Source organism: Mesorhizobium sp. B2-8-1 (assembly GCF_006440955.1).
Taxonomy (GTDB): Bacteria; Pseudomonadota; Alphaproteobacteria; order Rhizobiales; family Rhizobiaceae; genus Mesorhizobium.
This window is the reverse complement of record NZ_VFTX01000010.1, coordinates 241,746-260,151: the sequence shown is the minus strand read 5'-3', so window position 1 is coordinate 260,151 and position 18,406 is coordinate 241,746. Positions and strand designations below refer to the sequence as shown.

Below are 18,406 nucleotides of genomic sequence, written 5' to 3'. Positions count from 1 at the left end.
GTGAACCGCTTCGACGCCAAAACAGAAGCGGACAGATCATGTGCTACCAAACCGGACAACTTGATTAGCTACCGACATGTTTTTGGGAAGGCGTTTTTGGGAACGCCCGTCGATCTGGCAACCACACCGGGGCAGATCAATCACGGGCGGCATGAAAATGGTGCCGCGAATATGTTTGGGGTCCAGAAAGACAAAACCCGCCGGACAGGTCCGGCGGGTTCGGAACCGGCGACGAGCAAGCGTCTGCGGCGGCTCTGCTTTGCGACCCCGCCTTGCGGCGGGGCGGTTCTTGAAGTCAGATCGCCTGGCGGGCGATCTTTTCGATGTCGGCGCGGTTGATGCCGAGATCGCTGAGCTGGCGCGCGTTGAGGCGGTTCAGTTCGCGCACGGTCTCGTTGTACATACGCCAGTTACGGAAAGCGCGGATCGGGTTCATGTCAGTCCTCCAAATGGGGTGTTCGTTTCAGTGATGCTCAAATAGTCATCATCGAGCGGCACTTGAATGGCTGATTTTGCATAGCAATGATGCAAATGCTGCATTGCACCATTAAGCTTTTGTTCAGCTTGCAGGCAGGGGCCGGGTCGCGGGTATGAGCCCGCCTCGGCCAGCCGGGCATCGGCAATGTTGCCGTCAGCCGACGTCGAGCACGATCTTGCCGATATGATCGCCTTCCTCCATACGCTCATGCGCCCGCCAGGCATCGGCAAGCGGGAAGATCATGTCCATGACGGGCGCGATCCGGCGCGTGCCGAGCAACGGCCACACCTGCGCTTCGAGCGCGGCTGCCAGCGCCGCCTTGAACTCGACGGTGCGCGGCCTCAGTGTCGAACCGGTATGAACAAGCCGCTTGACCATGATTTTCGAGAAATCGGCGCTCGCCACCGCGCCGCCTTGCAGGGCGATCTGGACGATCCGGCCCTCGACCGCCGCGGCCTCGTAGTTGCGCGCCACATAGTCGCCGCCGACCATGTCGAGGATGACGTCGGCACCCTTGCCGCCCGTCGCTTCCTTGACCGCCGCGACGAAATCCTCCTCGCGGTAGTTGATCGCCCGGTCGGCTCCGAGCTTCAGGCAGGCATCGCATTTCTCCTTGTTGCCGGCCGTAGTGATGACATGGGCACCGAAGGCCGATGCAAGCTGGATCGCCGTTGTGCCGATACCCGAAGAGCCGCCATGAACCAGCAGCGTTTCGCCTTTCTTCAAGCCGCCGCGCTCGAACACATTGTGCCAGACGGTGAAATAGTTTTCCGGCACGGCCGCCGCTTCCGTGTGGGTGAAGCCGGCCGGCAGCGGCAGCACGCTGCCGGCATGAACCTTGACATATTCGGCATAGCCGCCGCCGGGGGTGAGCGCGCAGACGCGCTCGCCAAGGCGCCAGCGAGAGATCTCGTCGCCGAGCGCGGCCACTTCGCCCGACGCCTCCAGGCCCGGCAGGTCTGATGCACCGGGCGGCGGCGGATAGGCGCCCTTACGCTGCTGCACGTCGGGCCTGTTGACGCCGGCGGCGCGCACCTTGATCAATATTTCGCCGGGACCGGGCACAGGCACATCGCGCGTCTCCGGTTTCAGCACCCTGGGCCCACCCGGCTCGGAGATCGCGATGGCCGTCATCCTTGCCGGAATTTTAGATCCGCTCGCCATGAGATCTCCCGTCTTTCCTCGCCGCATTCTTGCCGGCTGTTTGCATCGACGCCCCTGCCCTATGTATGCTCATTGGCAAATCAGGCAAATGGCCAATCGGTATGGCGGAGGAGGAGCACAAATGGCGATCTTCGACGACGAACCCAAGAAGAAGGCGCGTCCGCACGAGATCGGGCAGGACCTGTCGCTGCTCTCCGTCGGCGAGTTGTCGGAACGGATCGGCATCCTGCGTGACGAGATCGCCCGGTTGGAGGCTGAACTCAAGTCGAAGGACAGCACCAAATCCGCGGCCGAGGCGCTGTTCCGCCGCGGATAAGGCCGAAAAGACCCGCCTCCGAAAAGCCCGAATGCGACTGTCTTCAGACTCTGCGTCTCTCCTCGATTTCAGCCGGATCAAAAAATGCTCGCAGCCTACAGACCGATCCTTTCGCTGCTTCGGGGCACCGCCTTCCTTTTGGCAGCGTCGGGATTGCACGGCTTGCTGTTGCCGCTGCGCGGCCAGGTGGAAGGTTTCTCCACCGCATCGCTTGGCCTGATGGGCACAGCCTGGGCCGGCGGCTTCGTCACCGGCTGCTTCTTTGCACCACGTATCGTGCGCCGTGCCGGCCACGTGCGCGCCTTCGGCGCCTTCGCCGCGTCCGGCGCCATCGTTGCGCTGCTCACCGGACTGGTCATCGACGAATATGTCTGGATCCTGTTGCGCGCCTTCACCGGCTTCACCATGGCCGGCGCCTTCATGGTCATCGAAAGCTGGCTGAACGAAAAGGCCACCAACGAGAATCGCGGCACCGTCTTCGGCCTCTATATGATGGTCACCTATGCCTCGATCATGGGCGGGCAGATGATCGTCGCCGGCGGCGACGTGAAATCGGCCTCACTCTTCATGATCACCGGCATCCTGTTCTGCCTTTCGCTGATCCCGACCGCGGTTTCGACCGCCTCGCACCCCAAGCCGCTCCAGGACGTCAAGCTCGACGTCAAGGGGCTCTACGCCAACTCGCCGGTCTCGGCCATCGCTTGCGTCCTCATCGGCATCGCCAACGGCGCATGGGGCACGCTTGGCGCCGTCTATGGCGCCCGCATCGGCATCTCCACCGCTGAGATCGCCTTGATGATGAGCCTGGTGGTGGTGGCGGGTGCCGCCATGCAGCTTCCGGCCGGGCGTTTCTCCGACAAGACCGACCGGCGCTTCGTGCTGGCGGGTGCCGCTTTCGGCGCTGCGCTGTTCGCGCTCTTGATCTTCCTGTTCGAGCCGCGCTCCGGCGTCTTCGTCATCGTCTTCACCGCCGCCTACGGTGCTTTCGCCTATACGCTCTATTCGATCGCCGTGGCGCATGCCAACGACCACGCCAGTGCCGAGGACTTCGTCAAGGTTTCGGGCGGCCTGCTGCTGCTCTATGGCTTCGGCACCATGATCGGACCCTTGCTGGCGGCCGCCCTGATGGGCTGGATGCGTCCGGAGGGCCTGTTTCTGGCGACCGCCTTCGCGCATCTTTCCCTGGCAGGCTACACGCTGCTGCGCATTAGCCGCCGCGCGCCGGTGCCGATCGAGGACCGCGACGCCTTCAAGACGCAGCCCGCCGACCGTTCGGTGACGCCGGAAGCATTGCGGCTTGACCCAAGAAGAAAAGCAGAAGCAAACGGTTGAGATTCGAAGAACTTTGCCCCACAAATGAGGCATGATGCTTTCCGACGCCTTCATGGCGATCGCCGATCCCAACCGGCGCCATCTCCTGGAAGAACTTCGACGCGGTCCCAAAACCGTTAATCAACTGGCAGCCGGGCTGCCGGTCTCACGTCCGGCCGTATCGCAGCATCTGAAGGTGTTGCTCGATGCCGGCCTTGTCCACGCCAAGGCCGAAGGCACGCGGCGCGTCTATACGGTGAGCAATGCCGGCTTCCTGAAACTCAACATCTGGCTCGACCAATTTTGGGAGACTTGATCGTTCCTGTTCAAACGACCGGTCACGCACCACGATCAGCCATCATTATAGGGGAAGAGCTTGAAATAGGGCTGCGCCTCCTCAATCACCTGGGCGAAGGCCGGCCGCTGCAACAGCCGGTCATGGTAGCGACTCACGGCAGGATATCTGTCGCCGAATGGCTCGACCTTGTTGGCGTAGAACAGGGCCGGCGAGGCCGCGCAATCGGCCATGGTGAAGGCGTCGCCCACAGCCCAGTTCCTCGACGCCATCTCCTGCTCGATGATCGCGTAGGAATTGCGCAACTGGTCGCGCGCCTGTTCGACGCCGAACGGATCGGTCCTACGTTCCGGGCGCAGCCGGTCCCCGACGATCTTCTGCATCGGTTCCTGCACATAGAGATCGTAAAAGCGATCGGCCTGGCGAACCGCGATTGCGAGGTCGATATCGGCGGGAACGAGGTCGACCGGTCCGGGATAGTGCGCGGCCAGATACTCGATGACGAGGGTCGACTCTAGCACGGTGCGGTCGCGCGCATCGTCACGCAAAGCGGGCATCTTGCCCCAGGGCGCTATCTTCAGGAAGGCTGCTCGCGACTGCTCGTCGCCGAGATCGACGATGACGGACGCGAACGGCGTGCCGTTCTCGTAGAGCGCGATCAGCGGCTTCCAGCAAAACGAGGCCAGCGGATGATAGTGAAGCGTCAGGGACATTTTTGCTCACCTGTCTCGGGGTTCACGTCGTCTAGTACCGAAATGTTTACTTAACTATTGCCCAAACTTGTGGCGTCAGGACTGCGCTTTGAGTGCCAATCGGCCCGGATATGAGCAACGATGCCGGCGACGATCACATCCCAATCGTCCGGATGCAGTTCGTGGCCACCGCCTTCAACCCGGAGAAGTTTCGCGCCGGCGACCGCCCCGGCCAGCGCTTCGCCATGCTCGACCGGAAAGATGGGATCGGCCGTACCATGGATGACCAGCAGCGGCGCGTTCATCTCGTGCAGTCGGCCCCTCCATCGGTCACTATCGCCCTTGAGCAGGAAATGATTGGTCGCGCTGAGCAGGCCGGCGGAGCGATCATAGTCCCGCTCGATGAAGGCTTTCATGCGGCCCTCGTCGAAGGGATGTGCTGTGCTGGCGATCGCCTTGGCATCTTTGATCATGAAGTCGATGACCTGACGGCGATCCGACCAGTCAATGTGCGCGCCTTCAGCCGAATGTTTGATATAGGCATCGCTGGTCTGCGGCAGGTACGAGGTGTCCACCCCCATCGGCGAGCTGCTGATCACGGTCAGCGACGCGACGCGGGACGGATGCTTGAGCGCCACGAGCTGCGCGATCATGCCGCCCATCGACATGCCGGCGATATGCGCCTTGTCGAGGCCGTGGCTGTCGAGAACGCCGATCGCATCGTCAGCCATGTCGTCGAACGTGTAGGGCGGCTCTCCCGGCGGGTATTTGGTCGAGCGGCCGGTATCTCGATTATCATAGCGGATTACGAACAGTCCCGCGGCGGCGAGTTTCCGGCAAAACGCCTCCGGCCACCACAGCATTGAGGCCATCGCTCCCATGATCAGCAGCAGAGCGGGGTCGGCGGGGTCGCCAAAGGCTTCGGATATGATAGTGGGGCGTCCGGTCTTCGTCATCGCGTGGCCTCCTCATCTGCTTGCATTTTGCAATCGGTTGCACCATAATAAAACCGATACAATAATGCAACCGGTTTTGGAGAAATCGAATGAACATCGATCGCCGCTCGGGTTGCCCGATCAATCTTTCGCTGGAAGTGTTCGGCGACCGCTGGAGCCTGATCATCCTTCGCGATATTATTTTTGGCGGCAGGCGCCATTTTCGCGAGTTGCTCAACGGGTCGATGGAAGGCATTGCTTCCAACATACTGGCCGACCGGCTGAAGCGGCTGATGGATCTGGGCATGCTGACCAAGGCCGACGATCCTTCGCACAAGCAGAAGGCGATCTACAGCCTGACCGAAATGGCGATCACCCTGGTGCCGATCCTGGCCCATCTCGGCGCCTGGGGCCGCGTCTGGCTGCCGGTCAGCGAGGAATTGTCGATCCGGGCCGAGCTTCTGGAAAAGGGCGGGCCGCCGCTATGGGAGAAATTCATGGGTGAGTTGCGCCACGAGCATCTCGGCACGCCCCTCGATGCAGCGTCCGGCCCCTCTGTACGCGCGACCCTGCAGGCCGCCTATGAGGCCGTGCTCGCCAGCAAGGCTCTCGGCGGCAACCCGGCCGCGTGACCAACTATTTTCCCCGTTGAATGGCCGGCTCTGCTACAAGAGGCCGAAAATCACGTCACGAGATTGGAACAGACTCTTGGTTGAGAACTCTAGGGATACTGCCCGCGCGCGCGCCGATCTGCGCTTCAAGAAGCAGGAGGAAGCGGCCACGGTCCGACAGAAGGCGATGGCCGAGTATGTCGCCGAGAGCGATGCCCGCAAGGTCAAGACCGACAAGCTGCGGGCGCTGCGGCTGGCCAAGGAAGCCGAAGACCTTGCCAACGCGCCGGCAGTGCCCGCCAAGAAGCCCGCCCGCGCCAAGAAGAAGTAGCACGCCGCTCCCGGTTACTTCGTTGCCGGCCCTGAGCCGGTGGCCGTTGATCGCATTTGGTGGATCGCGGCATAGGCGCGATCCGGATCGGCGCGTTCACCCCGCTTTCCACGAAGCAATTTCAACCGGAACCTGGATTGCCTCGTCCGGCTGGCTGCCGATGATTATCCGTTCAAACAGGAGATCGCCATGACCGCACTGCCGCTCGACAAAGCCCTCGAGATCATCGATGCCGCCTTCACCAAGGGCGCGGAGCTCAAGCTCAGGCCGCTCGGCGTCTCGGTGCTCGACGCCGGCGGCCATCTCGTCGCCTTCCAGCGCCAGGACGGCGCCTCGTTCCTGCGCCCGCAAATGTCGGCCGGCAAGGCCTATGGCGCGCTCGCCATCGGCATGGGCTCGCGCCGCGTCGAGGCCTTCGCCAAGGAGCGCCCGCATCTCATGACCGGCATCTCCGACGTCTCGGGCGGACGCGTGTTGCCGGTCGTGGGCGGCGTGCTGATCCGCGACAAGGCAGGCAGCATCATAGGCGCGGTCGGTATTTCGGGCGACAGCTCGGACAATGACGAAGCCGCCGCCATCGCCGGCATCGAGGCCGCCGGCTTCACCGCCGATCCGGGCTGAGGCTAATTCAGGTTGATATCCCTGCTCGCCGACCGCATCGACACCGAGAAGCCGGCGAGCACGTCGAACAGCGCGATGATCATCAGCGTGAAGAAGACCGAATGCGCGGCGCCCTTGACCAGTAGGAACTCGACCAGGAAGGCCACGAAGACCAGCGTCGACAACAGATGGTCCATGATCGAGGCGTTCGTAGTGCGCGCCGATTTCACGATCTCGACGAAGAGGAAGATGAGCCCGATCAGCACCATAAGGTCGCCGAGCGTCATCGAGAACACCCCGCCGGACATCATGCCGACGGAAAAGACCTCGCTTGCCCAGGGATCGTCACCGCTGCCGAATATTCCGAGCAGCCCGAGATTGTAGAGGACAAAGGGCACGATCAGCAGCGGGACGGCACCGAACATCTGGCGTCTCCATTTGGGGGCACCCCTTTGTAGAGTGCGCCACCGGCACGCCGTCAAGAATTTTCGCAGCACGCCCCAAACACGCTAGAAAACCGAATGCAACAACGATGTCAGCCGGTTGTCCGGCCGACATCTTTGAAATCGAGCCGCGGGATGCGTGAACGCGCACCCCGCTCGCGATCAGCGCTTGAAGTAGCCGGCGCGCACGGCCGCGCCCATGACGTTGAGGATGATATGGCCGGCCGTCATCGAGGTGATCTCGTTGACGTCGCGCGCCGGCGCGATCTCGACGATATCCATGCCGACCAGCCTTCCTTTGCCGACCAGCCCCTTGATGAGCTCAATCGTCTGCCGGTAGCTGACGCCGCCCGGCTGTGGCCCCTCGACCGCCGGCATCACCGCCGGATCGAGGCCGTCGGCATCGATGGTGAGATAGTAGCGACCGCCGTCGGGAATTCGCTTCAGGAGCGCGGCGGTGCCGATGTCCTGCCATTCATTGGTGGTGATGATGTTGGCGCCATAGGCGCGGGCGGCCTCGACCTCCTCGGTGCGCGCGCTGCCTTGGCCGCGAACGCCGACCTGAAAAATATCCTTGATATGCGCCATTTCCGAGGCCCGCCGGATAGTGCTGGAATAGCCCTCCTTGACCCCGTTGACGTTGTCACGCCAGTCGAGATGGGCATCGAGCTGGACCAGCGTGATCGGACCCTCGCCGTCAAGCGCCCGGAAGATCGGGATCGGAATGCCGTGGTCGCCGCCGATTGTGATCGGCAGTGCGCCCGCGGCGCGGATCTTGCGGATCGCCGCTTCGGCTCTGCCATAGTGCCCGACATGATCGGCCGCCGCGCCGGGAACGTCGCCGACGTCTACCACCTTGATGTCCTTGCCGTCGAAGACTGGCCCACCAATGTCGAAATCATAGCGGTCGAGCGCCTGGCTGATCCGCTGCGAGGCGCGCCGCACCGCGGTCGGCGCATTGGTCTGGTCGTTGATCAACTCGTCGATCGTGTAGGGATCGCCATAGGGCATGCCGATGATGGCGACATCGGCCTTCAGCGTGTCGAGATCCTCGACCAGCGGAAAGTTCATGAATGTCTGGAAGACATCGCGCGGCGCGGTGGTGAGTTTGGACATGGGGTCTCCTCTGCGTTGAAGCTTTTTTGGATCAGGCGCCACGGCGGGCTGCGAGATGAGGCTGCAGCCTGTGCTCCAGGCTGCGCGAGATCGCTGCCACGAAGGCCGTCAGCCCCCAGTACAGCAATGCGATGGCGGTGAAGATCTCCACCGGCGAGAATGTGCGGCCAATGATGTTCTGGGCCATGTAGGTGAGTTCCGGCACGGTGATCGCCGACAGGATCGCCGATTCCTTGATCAGCGTGATGGTGAGATTGGTGGCCGCGGGCAGGATGTAGCCAAGCACCTGCGGCACCAGGATCTTGCGGAAGATGGTCAGGTAGCGCAGTCCCAGCGCGTAGCCGGCCTCGACCTGGCCGTACGAAATCGACTGGATCGCGCCCCTGATGATCTCGGCGGAATAGGCGCTGGCGTAGGCCGACAGCGCCCCGATCGACACGACCACGGGCGAGAGCCTGACACCGAACATCGGCAAGGCGTAGAACAAAAGGAAGATCTGGATCAGGAACGGGATATTGCGGAATATTTCGACATAGGCCGAGACGATCGCCGTCGGCACCCGTCCGCCGCGCAGCCGGATCAGCGCCAGCACGGTACCGAGCGCGAAGCCGAACGGCAGTGCGACAGCGCACATCAGCGCCGTGTTGCCGAAGCCCTTGGCGAGTATGTGCCAGTTGTCCGCTATGACGGAAAAATCGAAGTTCATGCGCGTACGCCTTGCGCCTTGCGTTCCAGGCGCTTGGTCAGCACGCTGCATGAGAGCAGCACGACGAAATACAGCACCGCCGCGATGCAGAAGGCCTCGACCGGCCGGTAGGTGACGTTCATGATGTTCTGCGCGGTGCGGGTCAGTTCCACCACCGCGATCACCGACAGGATCGAGGATGCCTTCACCAGCATGGTGAACTCGTTGACCATCGGTGGGATAATGGCGCGGAAGAGCTGCGGCAGGATGACCTTGAACCAGGTCACGGCAGGCTTCAGCCCGAGCGCCTTGGCCGCCTCGTACTGGCCGGCGGGAATGCGCGTCAGCCCGGCGCGCAGGATTTCGGCGACGAAGGCCGCGCTGTTGAAGCTGAGCGCCAGCACGCCGGCCAGGAGCGGCGGCAGGTCGATACCGACGAGGCCCGGCAGCACGTAGTAGACCATGAAGATCTGCACGATCAGCGGCGTGCCTCGGATGAAGCTGGTGTAGACCGCGCCGATCCAGCGGATCACGCGCCAGCGCGACCTGCCACATGCGAGCAGGCCGAAGCCGATCAATGTGCCCACCAGAAACCCCAGCGCCGAGACGCTCAGCGTGATGCCGGCGCCGGCCAGGAATTCCGGCAGGAAGGTCAGCGTCTTTGAAAAATGGAACATTTTTCAGCTCGAATGATCCCTGGACGTCCGGGCCATCCGAGACCGGCGCGTCCAATGACTGGAACCACCGGTCCGGCAGCGCCGGGCGCCTGGTTGGGGGCTTAGAGCGCGCCAGGCGGCAGATAACCCTCGTCGGGCGTCTTCATCTCGAACCCGAACCATTTGAGCTGAAGCTCCTTCAGCTTGCCGCTGTCCTTCAAGTCGCCGATTTTGGCGTTGATGAAGGCGCGCAGATCCTTGTCCTCCGGCCGCACCACCCAGGAGAGATAGGAGAATTCGCCGATCGAGCCGACGACCTTGTAGGTATCGGGAACGTTCTTCATCAGAACGGCCGCCGAAGGCGAGGCGATGACGATGGCGTCGACCTGGCCGGAGGCCAGAGCGACATGGGTCTCGGGGAAGGAGGTGAACAGCTTCATCTCGCCGACACCCTTGCCGCCCTTATCCTTGAGCTCCTTGTCATAGGCCTCGATGATGGGCTGCACGGAGGAGGCGAGTTGCGTGGCCACCACCATGCCGTTGATGTCCTCCGGCTTCTTGATGCGCTCCTCGTCGACGCGCACGACGACGACGTTCTCGAACGAACCGGTTGGCCGCGTGTAGGCGTATTTCGCCGCCCGCTCGGCGTTGATGCCGGTCGAGGTCGCCATCAGGTCGAACTTCTTGGCCAGCAGCCCTGGCAGCAAGCCTTGGAAAGGCAGGTTGAGCTGGTCGAGCTTCACGCCGAGCTGGCTGACCACATAGTCGAGAATGTCCTTGTTATAGCCGACGATCTGGCCGTCGCGGACGAATTCGAACGGCTCGAACGCGGCCTCGGTTCCGACAAGGATGGTGCCGCGCTGCTTGATTTGGTCGACCAGCCCATTGGCATGGGCGGTGGCAGTGAACGGCAGGAGGAGCGGCGCGGCGGCAAGAAGGGTCAGGACGCGGCGGCGCGAAGCGGAAAGAAACTCACCCATTGTTACCCTCTTTTTTCTTCGGTTTTGCTGTGCTGGTAAGCCCGGCCGCTATGCTTGAAGACGCGACCGATCATGTAGCTCTCGGAATCCTTGATCCCGGGAACGTTGGCCAGTTCACTGACGAGGAAATCGTGCAGGCTGGTCGTGGATGGCAAAGTGAGCTGGATGATGATGTCGAACGGCCCGGTCATGGCGTAAACGCTGTCGACGAACGAGTATTCCGACAGTTTTCGAGCAACGCTGATGATGTGCTCGCGGTCGACGTCGAGCCCGACAATGGCCGCAATGCCGACATCGCTGCGCAAAGGGCGCACGACCGCCTGGATGCAGATATCCGGGTCCTCGAGCACACGGGCCATTTTCCGCCGCACCGTCGCTTCGGTGACGCCGATGCGCTTGGCGATATCCACACTCGACATCCGCCCATCGACTTTGAGTTGGGAAAGGACGGCCTGCTCGGTATCGTCGAGATCACTTGTGCTGACGAAATCCCACATCGAATTCCCAATCTGTGTCGATTTCCGACTATAAATTCAAAAATCGCATAAGAAACCGTCTATGGCAATCCCACAGATTGCGAAAAACACCAGCGACGCTGCCTCCGGCGATTGCCGCGCATCGGGCTCACGGTTCGATCATTGGGAAAAGTCGTGTCGACCGAGTCGAAGGCGATGTGCGGTATGCAATCGGCCATGCCTCGAGGATGCACGATGAGGCGGCGTCCGGGCCGATCGGAGATCAAGGCCTGGAGACGCAGCTACGCTGTCGGTCGTCGGTCCCGCCAGACGCAAAAAGACCGGCCAGCGGCCGGTCTTTTTAGCTCAAACATCAGGAAAGCTGGTCTCAGCTTTCCTTGGGCGTCAGCACCTGGCGGCCGCGATACATGCCGGTCTTCAGGTCGATATGGTGCGGGCGGCGCATTTCGCCGGAGTTCTTGTCCTCGACATAGGTCGGGGCCTTGAGGGCGTCTGCCGAGCGGCGCATGCCGCGCTTGGACGGAGAGGTTTTTCGTTTCGGAACGGCCATGGATATGCTCCACTACATGGTCAAAAGCCCCGCCCGCCCTCGTGAAAGGGCCGTGTCAGGGGCCGGAATCTGAGAAAGTCGGGTGCCTATACACGCCCGGTGCCGTTTTGGCCAGCGCTGCCCGCGAATTTTTTTATGTCGGCTACTGGAGGCAGCCGACATAAGCGCCGGATCGGCCGGCGCGCCGCTCGATCAGGTTGGCCAGCCTCCTCAGCCCCGGCCCGGGCTTGGCCGGGTTGCGGGCGATCGGATTTGGCAAGCTGACGGCAAGCAGCGCGGCCTGACGGCGCGACAGCTGTTTTGCCGAAACACCGAAATGGTGCCGCGCCGCCGCCTCGATGCCGTATATGCCCGGCCCCCACTCGGCGATGTTGAGGTAGATTTCCATGATGCGCCGCTTCGACATCACCGCGTCGAGATACACGGCCAGCGGCAACTCGACCACTTTACGAACCGTGCCCAGCGGACGAGACCACAAAAACAGGTTCTTCACCGTCTGCATGGTGATGGTCGAGGCGCCGCGCGTCCCCTCGCCGGCCAGCGCGTCGTCGACGACACCCCGCAATTCGCCGAGGTCGACGCCGCGATGGAAACAGAACTGTCCGTCCTCCGACATGATCACCGAATTGGCCAGCACCGGTGCCACGTCGTCGATCGACACCCAGCGGCGGTCATAGCCGGAGAAGGTGGCAAGATCCTTCAGCATCAGCGTCGACACCGGATGCACGAAAGACGGCAGATAGAGAAAGGTCAGCACCGTAGGGATAAGCGCCAGCACGGCAGCCACGACGATACCGCGCCGGACCCAGCGTTTGAGAGCACGACGGTTCACGCCACGGGATCTCGTCGCCATGTCCAGCTTTTCGGTTTCATGATCGACGATCGGTTCCGCCAAGTCGCCCAACCCGTGTCTCTCCCTCCCCCGGCATAATGGCGCTTGTCTTCTTGCGCAACGTCTGAGTGTCGGCTACCGGTCCGGGCCATGACGAATGACGATGAAATGGCGTTCGAAACGGCGCTCGTCGCACGGGCCGCCGCCGTCGAGACGTTGCTGCGGCGATTGCTCGACGACCGCGCGCTCACGGGCGAGATCGCGCGGCCCGAGCGCCTTATGGCGGCGATGCGGCACGGCGTGCTCAACGGCGGTAAGCGCCTGCGCCCCTTTCTGGTGATGGAAAGCGCGGCCCTGTTTTCCGCCGACGGCGAAGCGGCACTGCGCGTGGCGGCCGCACTGGAATGCGTGCACTGCTATTCGCTGATCCATGACGACCTGCCGGCGATGGACGACGACGATCTGCGCCGCGGCCAGCCTACCGTGCACAGGGCCTTCGACGAGGCGACTGCCATCCTCGCCGGCGACGCCCTGCTGACGCTTGCCTTCGACATCCTCGCCGACGAGACTACGGCGCTGCCGGCGGAGCGGCGGGCCGCCCTTGTGCTGGCGCTCGCCCGCGCCGCCGGGGCCGGCGGCATGGTCGGCGGCCAGACGCTGGACCTCGAGGCCGAGCGCATCGCGCCGGACGAGGCCGGGATCATCCGGCTGCAGGCGATGAAGACCGGTGCGCTGATCCGCTTTGCCTGCGAGGCGGGCGCGGTCGTCGCCGGCGTGCCTGCCGGGGATCGCGAAAGACTGGCCGAGTTCGGCTCGGCGATCGGGCTTGCCTTCCAGCTTGCCGACGATCTTCTCGATTTGACCGCGGATGCCGCACAGATGGGCAAGGCGACGGGCAAGGACGCCGCCGCCGGCAAGGCAACGCTGGTGGCGCTGCACGGGGAGGCATGGGCACGCGCCCAGTTGCATGGCCTTGTCCATCAGGCGCATGCGCTGCTCGAACCCTATGGCGAGCAGGCCGGCCTGCTGAAGGCAGCCGCGACCTTCGTGGCGACGCGCAACAATTGAGATCGGGGCAGACCCCGAGGCTTGGCGTGAAGGTTTCTGTTTAACGGGCCAATCGGGAGGATCAGGTTCGATGTCGACCAAATTGTTCGATCTCAGCGGGCGCACCGCCCTCGTAACCGGCTCCTCGCAAGGCATAGGCTTCGCCTTGGCCAAGGGTTTGGCCGAAGCCGGCGCCAGGGTGATCCTCAACGGCCGTGACGAGGCAAGGCTCGCCACCGCGATCAGGCAGATTCCCGGAGCGGAAAAGCTGGCCTTCGATGCTACCGATCATGAAGCGGTTCGCTCAGCGGTCGACGGTTTCGAACTGGACGGCGGAGCGATCGACATTTTGGTGAACAATGCCGGCATGCAATTCCGCGCGCCGCTCGAGGAGTTTCCCGCCGATGCGTTCGAGCGCCTGCTGCAGACCAACGTCGCCAGCGTCTTCCATGTCGGCCAGGCCGTGGCGCGCCATATGATCAGGCGCGGCCGCGGCAAGATCATCAACATCGCCAGCGTGCAGACCGCGCTCGCCCGTCCGGGCATCGCGCCCTACACGGCGACGAAAGGCGCGGTCGGCAACCTGACCAAGGGCATGGCTACGGATTGGGCCAAACATGGCCTGCAATGCAATGCCGTTGCACCCGGCTATTTCGATACGCCGCTCAACGCTGCCCTTGTCGCCGACCCTGCGTTCAGCACCTGGCTGGAAAAGCGCACGCCAGCCGGCCGCTGGGGAAAGGTCGAGGAACTGGTCGGCGCCTGCGTCTTCCTGGCCAGCGAGGCCTCCTCTTTCGTAAACGGCCATATTCTCTATGTGGACGGCGGCATCACAGCGTCGATCTGATCCGCCGCGCCGAACAGGCAGGCGCGCCAAATGCTGCCCGATCGATAACCGGTTGACGCGGAGCTGACATCACTCGTGGCAGCATTCCGCTGTTCGAAGATACGCGGCTGCGGTGGTCTCACTCCCGGCCAGAGCGTTTGGGGACCTTGCGTTTCGGGAACAATTGCACCCGTCGCGACGTTCGGGACCAGAAGCAGGAGGCAACCCATGAACGACAACAAGCATCGCAAACAGCCGAGGCCAAGCGATCGCGACTTGCGCAACGATCCCGGCATCGGCGCATCCAAAGGCACCATCAAGGGTGGCGACATTCTTGACGACGACGAGGAACTCGATGGCGAAAATACTTTTCGGGGCGATGTCGAGAACGACACCACCCCGCAAGGCGGTGTGAACCCCGACCAGACCGGCCGGACGAACAAATAGAGGGAGATATCCCATGACCGGCAAGAAGACCCACGAACAGCAGGTGCAAATCATCGAGGAGCGGGTGAACACCAAGAATGCGGACAAGAATTTCAACGCCGAGGACGAACTGAAGCGGTCGAAGCAGGAAAGAACGGCTCGCCAGCAGGGCCAGTCGCTCAGGGGCGGCGACGTCGATCTGGTCGATGCCGATGACCGTGAAATGCTTCGCGGCTCGAACCAGGAATCCCGGCATCACAAACGGCCCGCGGATTGAAATAATATCCGAAGCTTGACCGTCCCTTGAAGTGGCGCGGCCCTTCATCTCGGCGCAGCCGGCAGGCTACATGGGAGGCTGCGGGAATCCGAAATTCTCGGTCGCCAGAACGAAATCTTAATGTAAATCAAGCGTAATCCCCACCGTTAAAATAATGCGTATGTGTTGGGGTTGCGCATGCCGGAATATTCTTCCTTCATACGGTCCATCCGGAGCCGTTATCTCTCAGGATTGCTGATCTTCGCGTTGGCTTCGCTGGCGATCATGCTCGCACTTGATCGCGTCAATTCCTTCCGCCACCAGATCGATGCCCTGAGCAGCAACCTTGTCATCTTTACCCGCGATCTGCGCAACGCGACCAGCTTCGCCGAGACGACGGGAACCGCCTGGCGAGCGGAGACGCGCGATGCGCTGACCGCGTCGGCGCGCGGCCATTCGGAACGCCTGACCAGCGAGATTGGGACGCTTGCGACCCAGATCGCCGCATTGCGTCCACGCCTGTCGACAAAGACGATCAACGAGCTCGAATCCGCTTCGGTCAATGGCGACCTTTTCTGGTCTCCGCGCGACATGATTCGAAACTTCAACCTGATGTCGGTGGCGCAGAAGGTCGATGAGTGGAGCTATCGCGAAATCCGCAACCAGAACGACCTGTTTGCCCAGCCGATGCTGGTCCGCGTCCGCACCGCCATGGACGACGAGCGCCATTTGGCCGATGCCTCCAGTGACCGGCTGCTGCTGTGGGCGAGCGGATTGCTGTTCGCGGTGCTCTCCATCGCCGCTTTCTGGATCTTCCGGCCGATGGAGCAAGCCATCCGCCGCGCCTTCGCCGAATCCGCCGAGTCGCTGTTCAAGGCCGAGGCGGCCGACCGCGCCAAATCGGAATTCCTCGCCAATATGAGCCACGAAATCCGCACGCCGATGAACGGCGTGCTCGGCATGGCCGAGCTGCTGGCCAAGACTGAGCTGACCGCGCGCCAGAAGACCTTCACCGACGTCATCGTCAAATCCGGCAATGCGCTGCTCACCATCATCAACGACATCCTCGATTTCTCCAAGATCAATGCCGGCCAGCTCACGCTCGACCCGGCGCCGTTCCGCCTTGCCGAGGCGGTCGAGGATGTGGCCACGCTCGTCTCCGCCCATGTCGCCGAAAAGAACCTCGAACTGATCGTGCGCGTCGACCCGCGCCTGCCGGCCTACGTCGTCGGCGACGCCGGGCGGTTCCGCCAGATTGTCACCAACCTGCTCGGCAACGCGGTGAAGTTCACCGAGAAGGGCCATGTGCTGATCGACGTCGGCGGCGAAACCGTCAATGACGTCGTCCAGCTCAAGTTGCGCGTCGAGGACACCGGCATCGGCATCCCGGCCGAAAAGTTGCAGAACGTGTTCGAAAAATTCGCCCAGGTCGATGGCTCCTCGACCCGCCGTCACGAGGGCACCGGCCTTGGTCTCGCCATCGCCGCCCGCCTCGTCGACCTGATGGCCGGCAAGATTGGCGTCGAGAGCGAGATCGGCCGCGGCTCCGTATTCTGGTTCGCGGTGCCCCTGCCCGTGCATCGTGCCGAGGCTCGCGACGAGATCGTGCCGGTCGACGTCACCGGCGCCCGCGTTCTGGTCATCGACGACAATCCGGTCAACCGCGAGATCCTGCTCGAACAGCTCAGGAGCTGGAGCTTCGACTGCGCCGCCGCCGAAAGCGGTGCGGTCGGCTTGGCTTTCCTCGACCGCGCCTGCCAGCTGGGGGCCGCCGTCGATTGCATCATCCTCGATTACCAGATGCCCGGTATGAACGGCGCCGATGTCGCGAAAGCCATCGCCGCCGACAGCCGGCTGTCGGCCATACCGGTCGTGCTCCTGACCTCGGTCGACCAGGTCGATTTCGGCAAGATGATCATTGATTTCGGCATTGCCGCGCACCTGACCAAGCCGGCGCGCTCCGCGGTCCTGCTCGGCACCGTCATCTCGGTCGTCCAGAAAGCCCGCTCGCAGGTCGGCAGGGCGCAGTTCGTTCGCGAACCCGTACCGGCGCTGCCGCAGGCGGCGCCGCCCGCCTTTACCGTCATCCGCGGCCCGGCAATGCCAGCCGTCCCCGTGCCGGAACCGACGGTCGCGCCGAATGGTCCGATCGACATCCTCATCGCCGAGGACAACGAGGTGAACCAGCTGGTGTTCGGCCAGATTCTCAACGGGTTGGGCTTGAGCTATCGTATAGCCGGCAACGGCCGCACGGCGGTCGAGATGTACCGCTCGTTGCGCCCGAGGCTGATCCTGATGGACGTCTCCATGCCGGAGATGAACGGTTACGAGGCGACCCGCGCCATCCGGGCGACGGAGGCCTCGGATGGCAGCCACATTCCGATCATCGGCGTCACCGCGCATGCGCTGAAGGGCGACCGCGACAAGTGCATCGAAGCCGGCATGGACGACTATCTGCCGAAGCCGGTTTCACCCGACCGCCTCGGCGCCAAGATCGGCACCTGGCTCAGCGAAACGGTGGTGGCGAAGACGGCATAGCTATACCGTCGACGCCTCGGACGCCGCATCCAGATGATAACGGCGCATCCAGTCGAGGCTTGTCTCGTCGGCAAGCCTTGCGACGCCGGGTCTTATATCCCCAGCATCCGGTGCCTGAACCCCCAAGGCGTCGCAAACGGACGCCAACGTTGCAACCGGATCGCTCGACAGGCGCTCATAGCCGATCCGCAGCGGGATTACCTCTTGCTCCGCGAACCACATGTTCCAGGCAGCGTCATAAGCTCCGAGCTCGGCAACCTCATCCTTGATCCGCCCGAAATCATATTGAGGTTCCCGGGGAGGCCCCACCCTTTCCAGCTCGGTTCCATCAGGAGCGACATGCCAAAGGCCGGTTTGCTGCGCCTTGACCAGCGATACGGCCTGCGCAAGCTTGTCCTCGCGTGACAGATGTATGTAGAGAACACGGCCAAACGCCCTCTCGAAACGAGCTTTATCCGAGACAAGCCCCGGGAAAATCCGGTCGAGCATCGCTGAAAGCTCATCCAGATTCTCTCGCATCAGGCGCAGGCCGAAAATACCGGTCCCATCCTTGCCGGCGGCGATGGCCGCATTGAGATAGGCGGCATTGAATTCGAGTTCGCCCATCGTGTCGCGGCCGGGCAGCCCCCACTCTTCGGCCCATTCGGGCACGTCCTGCCGCCGATAGAACGAATGAGGATCGCCCGCCGCCTTCGTGGAGGCCAGGAGCTTGCACAGCAAAGTGCTTCCGGTCCTGGGCGTGCCGCAGATAATATATGCGTCGACCATCCTGCGGCCCTCATTGCTCGTCGAAGGCAGGGCAATGCCGGCCAATCCAGGGTCGCCTATAGCCGCGGCCGGCA

General features: G+C 62.9%; 24 protein-coding genes. 11 read left to right on the top strand and 13 right to left on the bottom strand.

Going from position 1 to position 18,406, the window contains the following annotated elements; genetic code table 11:
• Nucleotides 1-295: 295 nt before the first annotated feature.
• Together FJ428_RS24290 and FJ428_RS24285 are read right to left on the bottom strand one after the other, a co-directional pair.
• The gene (locus FJ428_RS24290) at nucleotides 296-436 is read right to left on the bottom strand and encodes a DUF1127 domain-containing protein (RefSeq protein WP_140500528.1); all 141 of its coding nucleotides are present in this window, start codon (nucleotides 434-436) and stop codon (nucleotides 296-298) included.
• Between the two features lie 195 nt (nucleotides 437-631).
• Complete coding sequence (locus FJ428_RS24285; protein WP_140500527.1) at nucleotides 632-1,642, bottom strand: NAD(P)H-quinone oxidoreductase; 1,011 nt, start codon at nucleotides 1,640-1,642, stop codon at nucleotides 632-634.
• 121 nt (nucleotides 1,643-1,763) lie between these two features.
• Between FJ428_RS24285 and FJ428_RS24280 the strand changes: the two genes are divergently transcribed.
• The 3 genes from FJ428_RS24280 to FJ428_RS24270 all read left to right on the top strand — a co-directional run bounded on the left by FJ428_RS24280 (nucleotide 1,764) and on the right by FJ428_RS24270 (nucleotide 3,585).
• Nucleotides 1,764-1,958 (top strand): DUF1192 domain-containing protein, encoded by a 195-nt coding sequence (locus FJ428_RS24280; RefSeq protein WP_140500525.1) that lies wholly within the window; start codon nucleotides 1,764-1,766, stop codon nucleotides 1,956-1,958.
• An 84-nt stretch (nucleotides 1,959-2,042) separates the two neighbouring features.
• Complete coding sequence (locus FJ428_RS24275) at nucleotides 2,043-3,290, top strand: MFS transporter (protein ID WP_140500523.1); 1,248 nt, start codon at nucleotides 2,043-2,045, stop codon at nucleotides 3,288-3,290.
• 31 nt (nucleotides 3,291-3,321) lie between these two features.
• Nucleotides 3,322-3,585 (top strand): metalloregulator ArsR/SmtB family transcription factor, encoded by a 264-nt coding sequence (locus tag FJ428_RS24270; RefSeq protein ID WP_140500522.1) that lies wholly within the window; start codon nucleotides 3,322-3,324, stop codon nucleotides 3,583-3,585.
• A 35-nt stretch (nucleotides 3,586-3,620) separates the two neighbouring features.
• On the opposite strand, the gene FJ428_RS24265 is transcribed toward FJ428_RS24270, so the two are convergent.
• Both FJ428_RS24265 and FJ428_RS24260 read right to left on the bottom strand, forming a co-directional pair.
• Nucleotides 3,621-4,277 carry a glutathione S-transferase family protein gene (locus FJ428_RS24265; protein WP_140517605.1) on the bottom strand — a complete coding sequence of 219 codons (657 nt, stop codon included), beginning with the start codon at nucleotides 4,275-4,277 and terminating at the stop codon, nucleotides 3,621-3,623.
• Between the two features lie 50 nt (nucleotides 4,278-4,327).
• Entirely contained in the window at nucleotides 4,328-5,212 is an 885-nt protein-coding gene (locus tag FJ428_RS24260) for an alpha/beta hydrolase (RefSeq protein ID WP_140880384.1), read from the bottom strand.
• An 89-nt stretch (nucleotides 5,213-5,301) separates the two neighbouring features.
• Between FJ428_RS24260 and FJ428_RS24255 the strand changes: the two genes are divergently transcribed.
• The 3 genes from FJ428_RS24255 to FJ428_RS24245 all read left to right on the top strand — a co-directional run bounded on the left by FJ428_RS24255 (nucleotide 5,302) and on the right by FJ428_RS24245 (nucleotide 6,754).
• Entirely contained in the window at nucleotides 5,302-5,823 is a 522-nt protein-coding gene (locus FJ428_RS24255) for a helix-turn-helix domain-containing protein (RefSeq protein WP_140880383.1), read from the top strand.
• Nucleotides 5,824-5,899: 76 nt separating this feature from the next.
• A complete protein-coding gene (locus FJ428_RS24250) occupies nucleotides 5,900-6,133 on the top strand; it encodes a hypothetical protein (protein WP_140500515.1) in 234 nt (77 codons plus the stop codon).
• 189 nt (nucleotides 6,134-6,322) lie between these two features.
• The gene (locus FJ428_RS24245) at nucleotides 6,323-6,754 is read left to right on the top strand and encodes a heme-binding protein (RefSeq protein WP_140562417.1); all 432 of its coding nucleotides are present in this window, start codon (nucleotides 6,323-6,325) and stop codon (nucleotides 6,752-6,754) included.
• A gap of 2 nt (nucleotides 6,755-6,756) precedes the next feature.
• On the opposite strand, the gene FJ428_RS24240 is transcribed toward FJ428_RS24245, so the two are convergent.
• The 8 genes from FJ428_RS24240 to FJ428_RS24205 all read right to left on the bottom strand — a co-directional run bounded on the left by FJ428_RS24240 (nucleotide 6,757) and on the right by FJ428_RS24205 (nucleotide 12,543).
• On the bottom strand, nucleotides 6,757-7,158 hold the full coding sequence (locus FJ428_RS24240; protein WP_140500511.1) for a hypothetical protein: 402 nt from the start codon (nucleotides 7,156-7,158) through the stop codon (nucleotides 6,757-6,759).
• Nucleotides 7,159-7,338: 180 nt separating this feature from the next.
• Nucleotides 7,339-8,292, bottom strand: a complete 954-nt coding sequence (locus FJ428_RS24235; protein WP_140880382.1) for an agmatinase — start codon at nucleotides 8,290-8,292, stop codon at nucleotides 7,339-7,341.
• 31 nt (nucleotides 8,293-8,323) lie between these two features.
• A complete protein-coding gene (locus FJ428_RS24230; protein WP_181165382.1) occupies nucleotides 8,324-8,998 on the bottom strand; it encodes an amino acid ABC transporter permease in 675 nt (224 codons plus the stop codon).
• Nucleotides 8,995-9,654 (bottom strand): amino acid ABC transporter permease, encoded by a 660-nt coding sequence (locus FJ428_RS24225; RefSeq protein WP_140568180.1) that lies wholly within the window; start codon nucleotides 9,652-9,654, stop codon nucleotides 8,995-8,997. The genes FJ428_RS24230 and FJ428_RS24225 overlap by 4 nt, the downstream gene beginning before the upstream one ends.
• Before the next feature lie 101 nt (nucleotides 9,655-9,755).
• On the bottom strand, nucleotides 9,756-10,613 hold the full coding sequence (locus FJ428_RS24220; protein ID WP_140500505.1) for a transporter substrate-binding domain-containing protein: 858 nt from the start codon (nucleotides 10,611-10,613) through the stop codon (nucleotides 9,756-9,758).
• Nucleotides 10,614-10,615: 2 nt separating this feature from the next.
• Nucleotides 10,616-11,110 (bottom strand): Lrp/AsnC family transcriptional regulator, encoded by a 495-nt coding sequence (locus FJ428_RS24215; protein WP_140500504.1) that lies wholly within the window; start codon nucleotides 11,108-11,110, stop codon nucleotides 10,616-10,618.
• A gap of 346 nt (nucleotides 11,111-11,456) precedes the next feature.
• Nucleotides 11,457-11,639 (bottom strand): 50S ribosomal protein L32, encoded by a 183-nt coding sequence (gene rpmF / locus FJ428_RS24210; protein WP_008834724.1) that lies wholly within the window; start codon nucleotides 11,637-11,639, stop codon nucleotides 11,457-11,459.
• A 142-nt stretch (nucleotides 11,640-11,781) separates the two neighbouring features.
• Nucleotides 11,782-12,543, bottom strand: a complete 762-nt coding sequence (locus FJ428_RS24205; RefSeq protein WP_140880381.1) for a transglycosylase domain-containing protein — start codon at nucleotides 12,541-12,543, stop codon at nucleotides 11,782-11,784.
• A gap of 78 nt (nucleotides 12,544-12,621) precedes the next feature.
• On the opposite strand from FJ428_RS24205, the gene FJ428_RS24200 reads away from it, so the two are divergent.
• The 5 genes from FJ428_RS24200 (at nucleotide 12,622) to FJ428_RS24180 (ending at nucleotide 17,564) form a co-directional block, all read left to right on the top strand.
• Nucleotides 12,622-13,539: a polyprenyl synthetase family protein gene (locus FJ428_RS24200; protein WP_140558867.1), complete on the top strand. Its 918-nt coding sequence runs from the start codon at nucleotides 12,622-12,624 to the stop codon at nucleotides 13,537-13,539.
• Between the two features lie 70 nt (nucleotides 13,540-13,609).
• Nucleotides 13,610-14,365, top strand: a complete 756-nt coding sequence (locus tag FJ428_RS24195) for an SDR family oxidoreductase (protein ID WP_140500499.1) — start codon at nucleotides 13,610-13,612, stop codon at nucleotides 14,363-14,365.
• Nucleotides 14,366-14,572: 207 nt separating this feature from the next.
• Nucleotides 14,573-14,791 carry a hypothetical protein gene (locus FJ428_RS24190; RefSeq protein ID WP_140517598.1) on the top strand — a complete coding sequence of 73 codons (219 nt, stop codon included), beginning with the start codon at nucleotides 14,573-14,575 and terminating at the stop codon, nucleotides 14,789-14,791.
• 13 nt (nucleotides 14,792-14,804) lie between these two features.
• Complete coding sequence (locus FJ428_RS24185) at nucleotides 14,805-15,047, top strand: hypothetical protein (RefSeq protein ID WP_140500496.1); 243 nt, start codon at nucleotides 14,805-14,807, stop codon at nucleotides 15,045-15,047.
• A gap of 177 nt (nucleotides 15,048-15,224) precedes the next feature.
• Complete coding sequence (locus tag FJ428_RS24180; protein WP_140500494.1) at nucleotides 15,225-17,564, top strand: response regulator; 2,340 nt, start codon at nucleotides 15,225-15,227, stop codon at nucleotides 17,562-17,564.
• Here the strand turns inward: FJ428_RS24180 and FJ428_RS24175 are convergent, their stop codons facing one another.
• The gene (locus tag FJ428_RS24175) at nucleotides 17,565-18,377 is read right to left on the bottom strand and encodes a Stf0 family sulfotransferase (RefSeq protein WP_224519196.1); all 813 of its coding nucleotides are present in this window, start codon (nucleotides 18,375-18,377) and stop codon (nucleotides 17,565-17,567) included.
• Nucleotides 18,378-18,406 lie beyond the last annotated feature (29 nt).

What these genes read in the sequence shown, in the direction of transcription:
- FJ428_RS24290 (WP_140500528.1), bottom strand. Translation starts at nt 436, where the DNA reads ATGAACCCGATCCGCGCTTTCCGTAACTGGCGTATGTACAACGAGACC.
- FJ428_RS24285 (WP_140500527.1), bottom strand. Translation starts at nt 1,642, where the DNA reads ATGGCGAGCGGATCTAAAATTCCGGCAAGGATGACGGCCATCGCGATC.
- FJ428_RS24280 (WP_140500525.1), top strand. Translation starts at nt 1,764, where the DNA reads ATGGCGATCTTCGACGACGAACCCAAGAAGAAGGCGCGTCCGCACGAG.
- FJ428_RS24275 (WP_140500523.1), top strand. Translation starts at nt 2,043, where the DNA reads ATGCTCGCAGCCTACAGACCGATCCTTTCGCTGCTTCGGGGCACCGCC.
- FJ428_RS24270 (WP_140500522.1), top strand. Translation starts at nt 3,322, where the DNA reads ATGATGCTTTCCGACGCCTTCATGGCGATCGCCGATCCCAACCGGCGC.
- FJ428_RS24265 (WP_140517605.1), bottom strand. Translation starts at nt 4,277, where the DNA reads ATGTCCCTGACGCTTCACTATCATCCGCTGGCCTCGTTTTGCTGGAAG.
- FJ428_RS24260 (WP_140880384.1), bottom strand. Translation starts at nt 5,212, where the DNA reads ATGACGAAGACCGGACGCCCCACTATCATATCCGAAGCCTTTGGCGAC.
- FJ428_RS24255 (WP_140880383.1), top strand. Translation starts at nt 5,302, where the DNA reads ATGAACATCGATCGCCGCTCGGGTTGCCCGATCAATCTTTCGCTGGAA.
- FJ428_RS24245 (WP_140562417.1), top strand. Translation starts at nt 6,323, where the DNA reads ATGACCGCACTGCCGCTCGACAAAGCCCTCGAGATCATCGATGCCGCC.
- FJ428_RS24240 (WP_140500511.1), bottom strand. Translation starts at nt 7,158, where the DNA reads ATGTTCGGTGCCGTCCCGCTGCTGATCGTGCCCTTTGTCCTCTACAAT.
- FJ428_RS24235 (WP_140880382.1), bottom strand. Translation starts at nt 8,292, where the DNA reads ATGTCCAAACTCACCACCGCGCCGCGCGATGTCTTCCAGACATTCATG.
- FJ428_RS24230 (WP_181165382.1), bottom strand. Translation starts at nt 8,998, where the DNA reads ATGAACTTCGATTTTTCCGTCATAGCGGACAACTGGCACATACTCGCC.
- FJ428_RS24225 (WP_140568180.1), bottom strand. Translation starts at nt 9,654, where the DNA reads ATGTTCCATTTTTCAAAGACGCTGACCTTCCTGCCGGAATTCCTGGCC.
- FJ428_RS24220 (WP_140500505.1), bottom strand. Translation starts at nt 10,613, where the DNA reads ATGGGTGAGTTTCTTTCCGCTTCGCGCCGCCGCGTCCTGACCCTTCTT.
- FJ428_RS24215 (WP_140500504.1), bottom strand. Translation starts at nt 11,110, where the DNA reads ATGTGGGATTTCGTCAGCACAAGTGATCTCGACGATACCGAGCAGGCC.
- rpmF (WP_008834724.1), bottom strand. Translation starts at nt 11,639, where the DNA reads ATGGCCGTTCCGAAACGAAAAACCTCTCCGTCCAAGCGCGGCATGCGC.
- FJ428_RS24200 (WP_140558867.1), top strand. Translation starts at nt 12,622, where the DNA reads ATGACGAATGACGATGAAATGGCGTTCGAAACGGCGCTCGTCGCACGG.
- FJ428_RS24195 (WP_140500499.1), top strand. Translation starts at nt 13,610, where the DNA reads ATGTCGACCAAATTGTTCGATCTCAGCGGGCGCACCGCCCTCGTAACC.
- FJ428_RS24190 (WP_140517598.1), top strand. Translation starts at nt 14,573, where the DNA reads ATGAACGACAACAAGCATCGCAAACAGCCGAGGCCAAGCGATCGCGAC.
- FJ428_RS24185 (WP_140500496.1), top strand. Translation starts at nt 14,805, where the DNA reads ATGACCGGCAAGAAGACCCACGAACAGCAGGTGCAAATCATCGAGGAG.
- FJ428_RS24180 (WP_140500494.1), top strand. Translation starts at nt 15,225, where the DNA reads ATGCCGGAATATTCTTCCTTCATACGGTCCATCCGGAGCCGTTATCTC.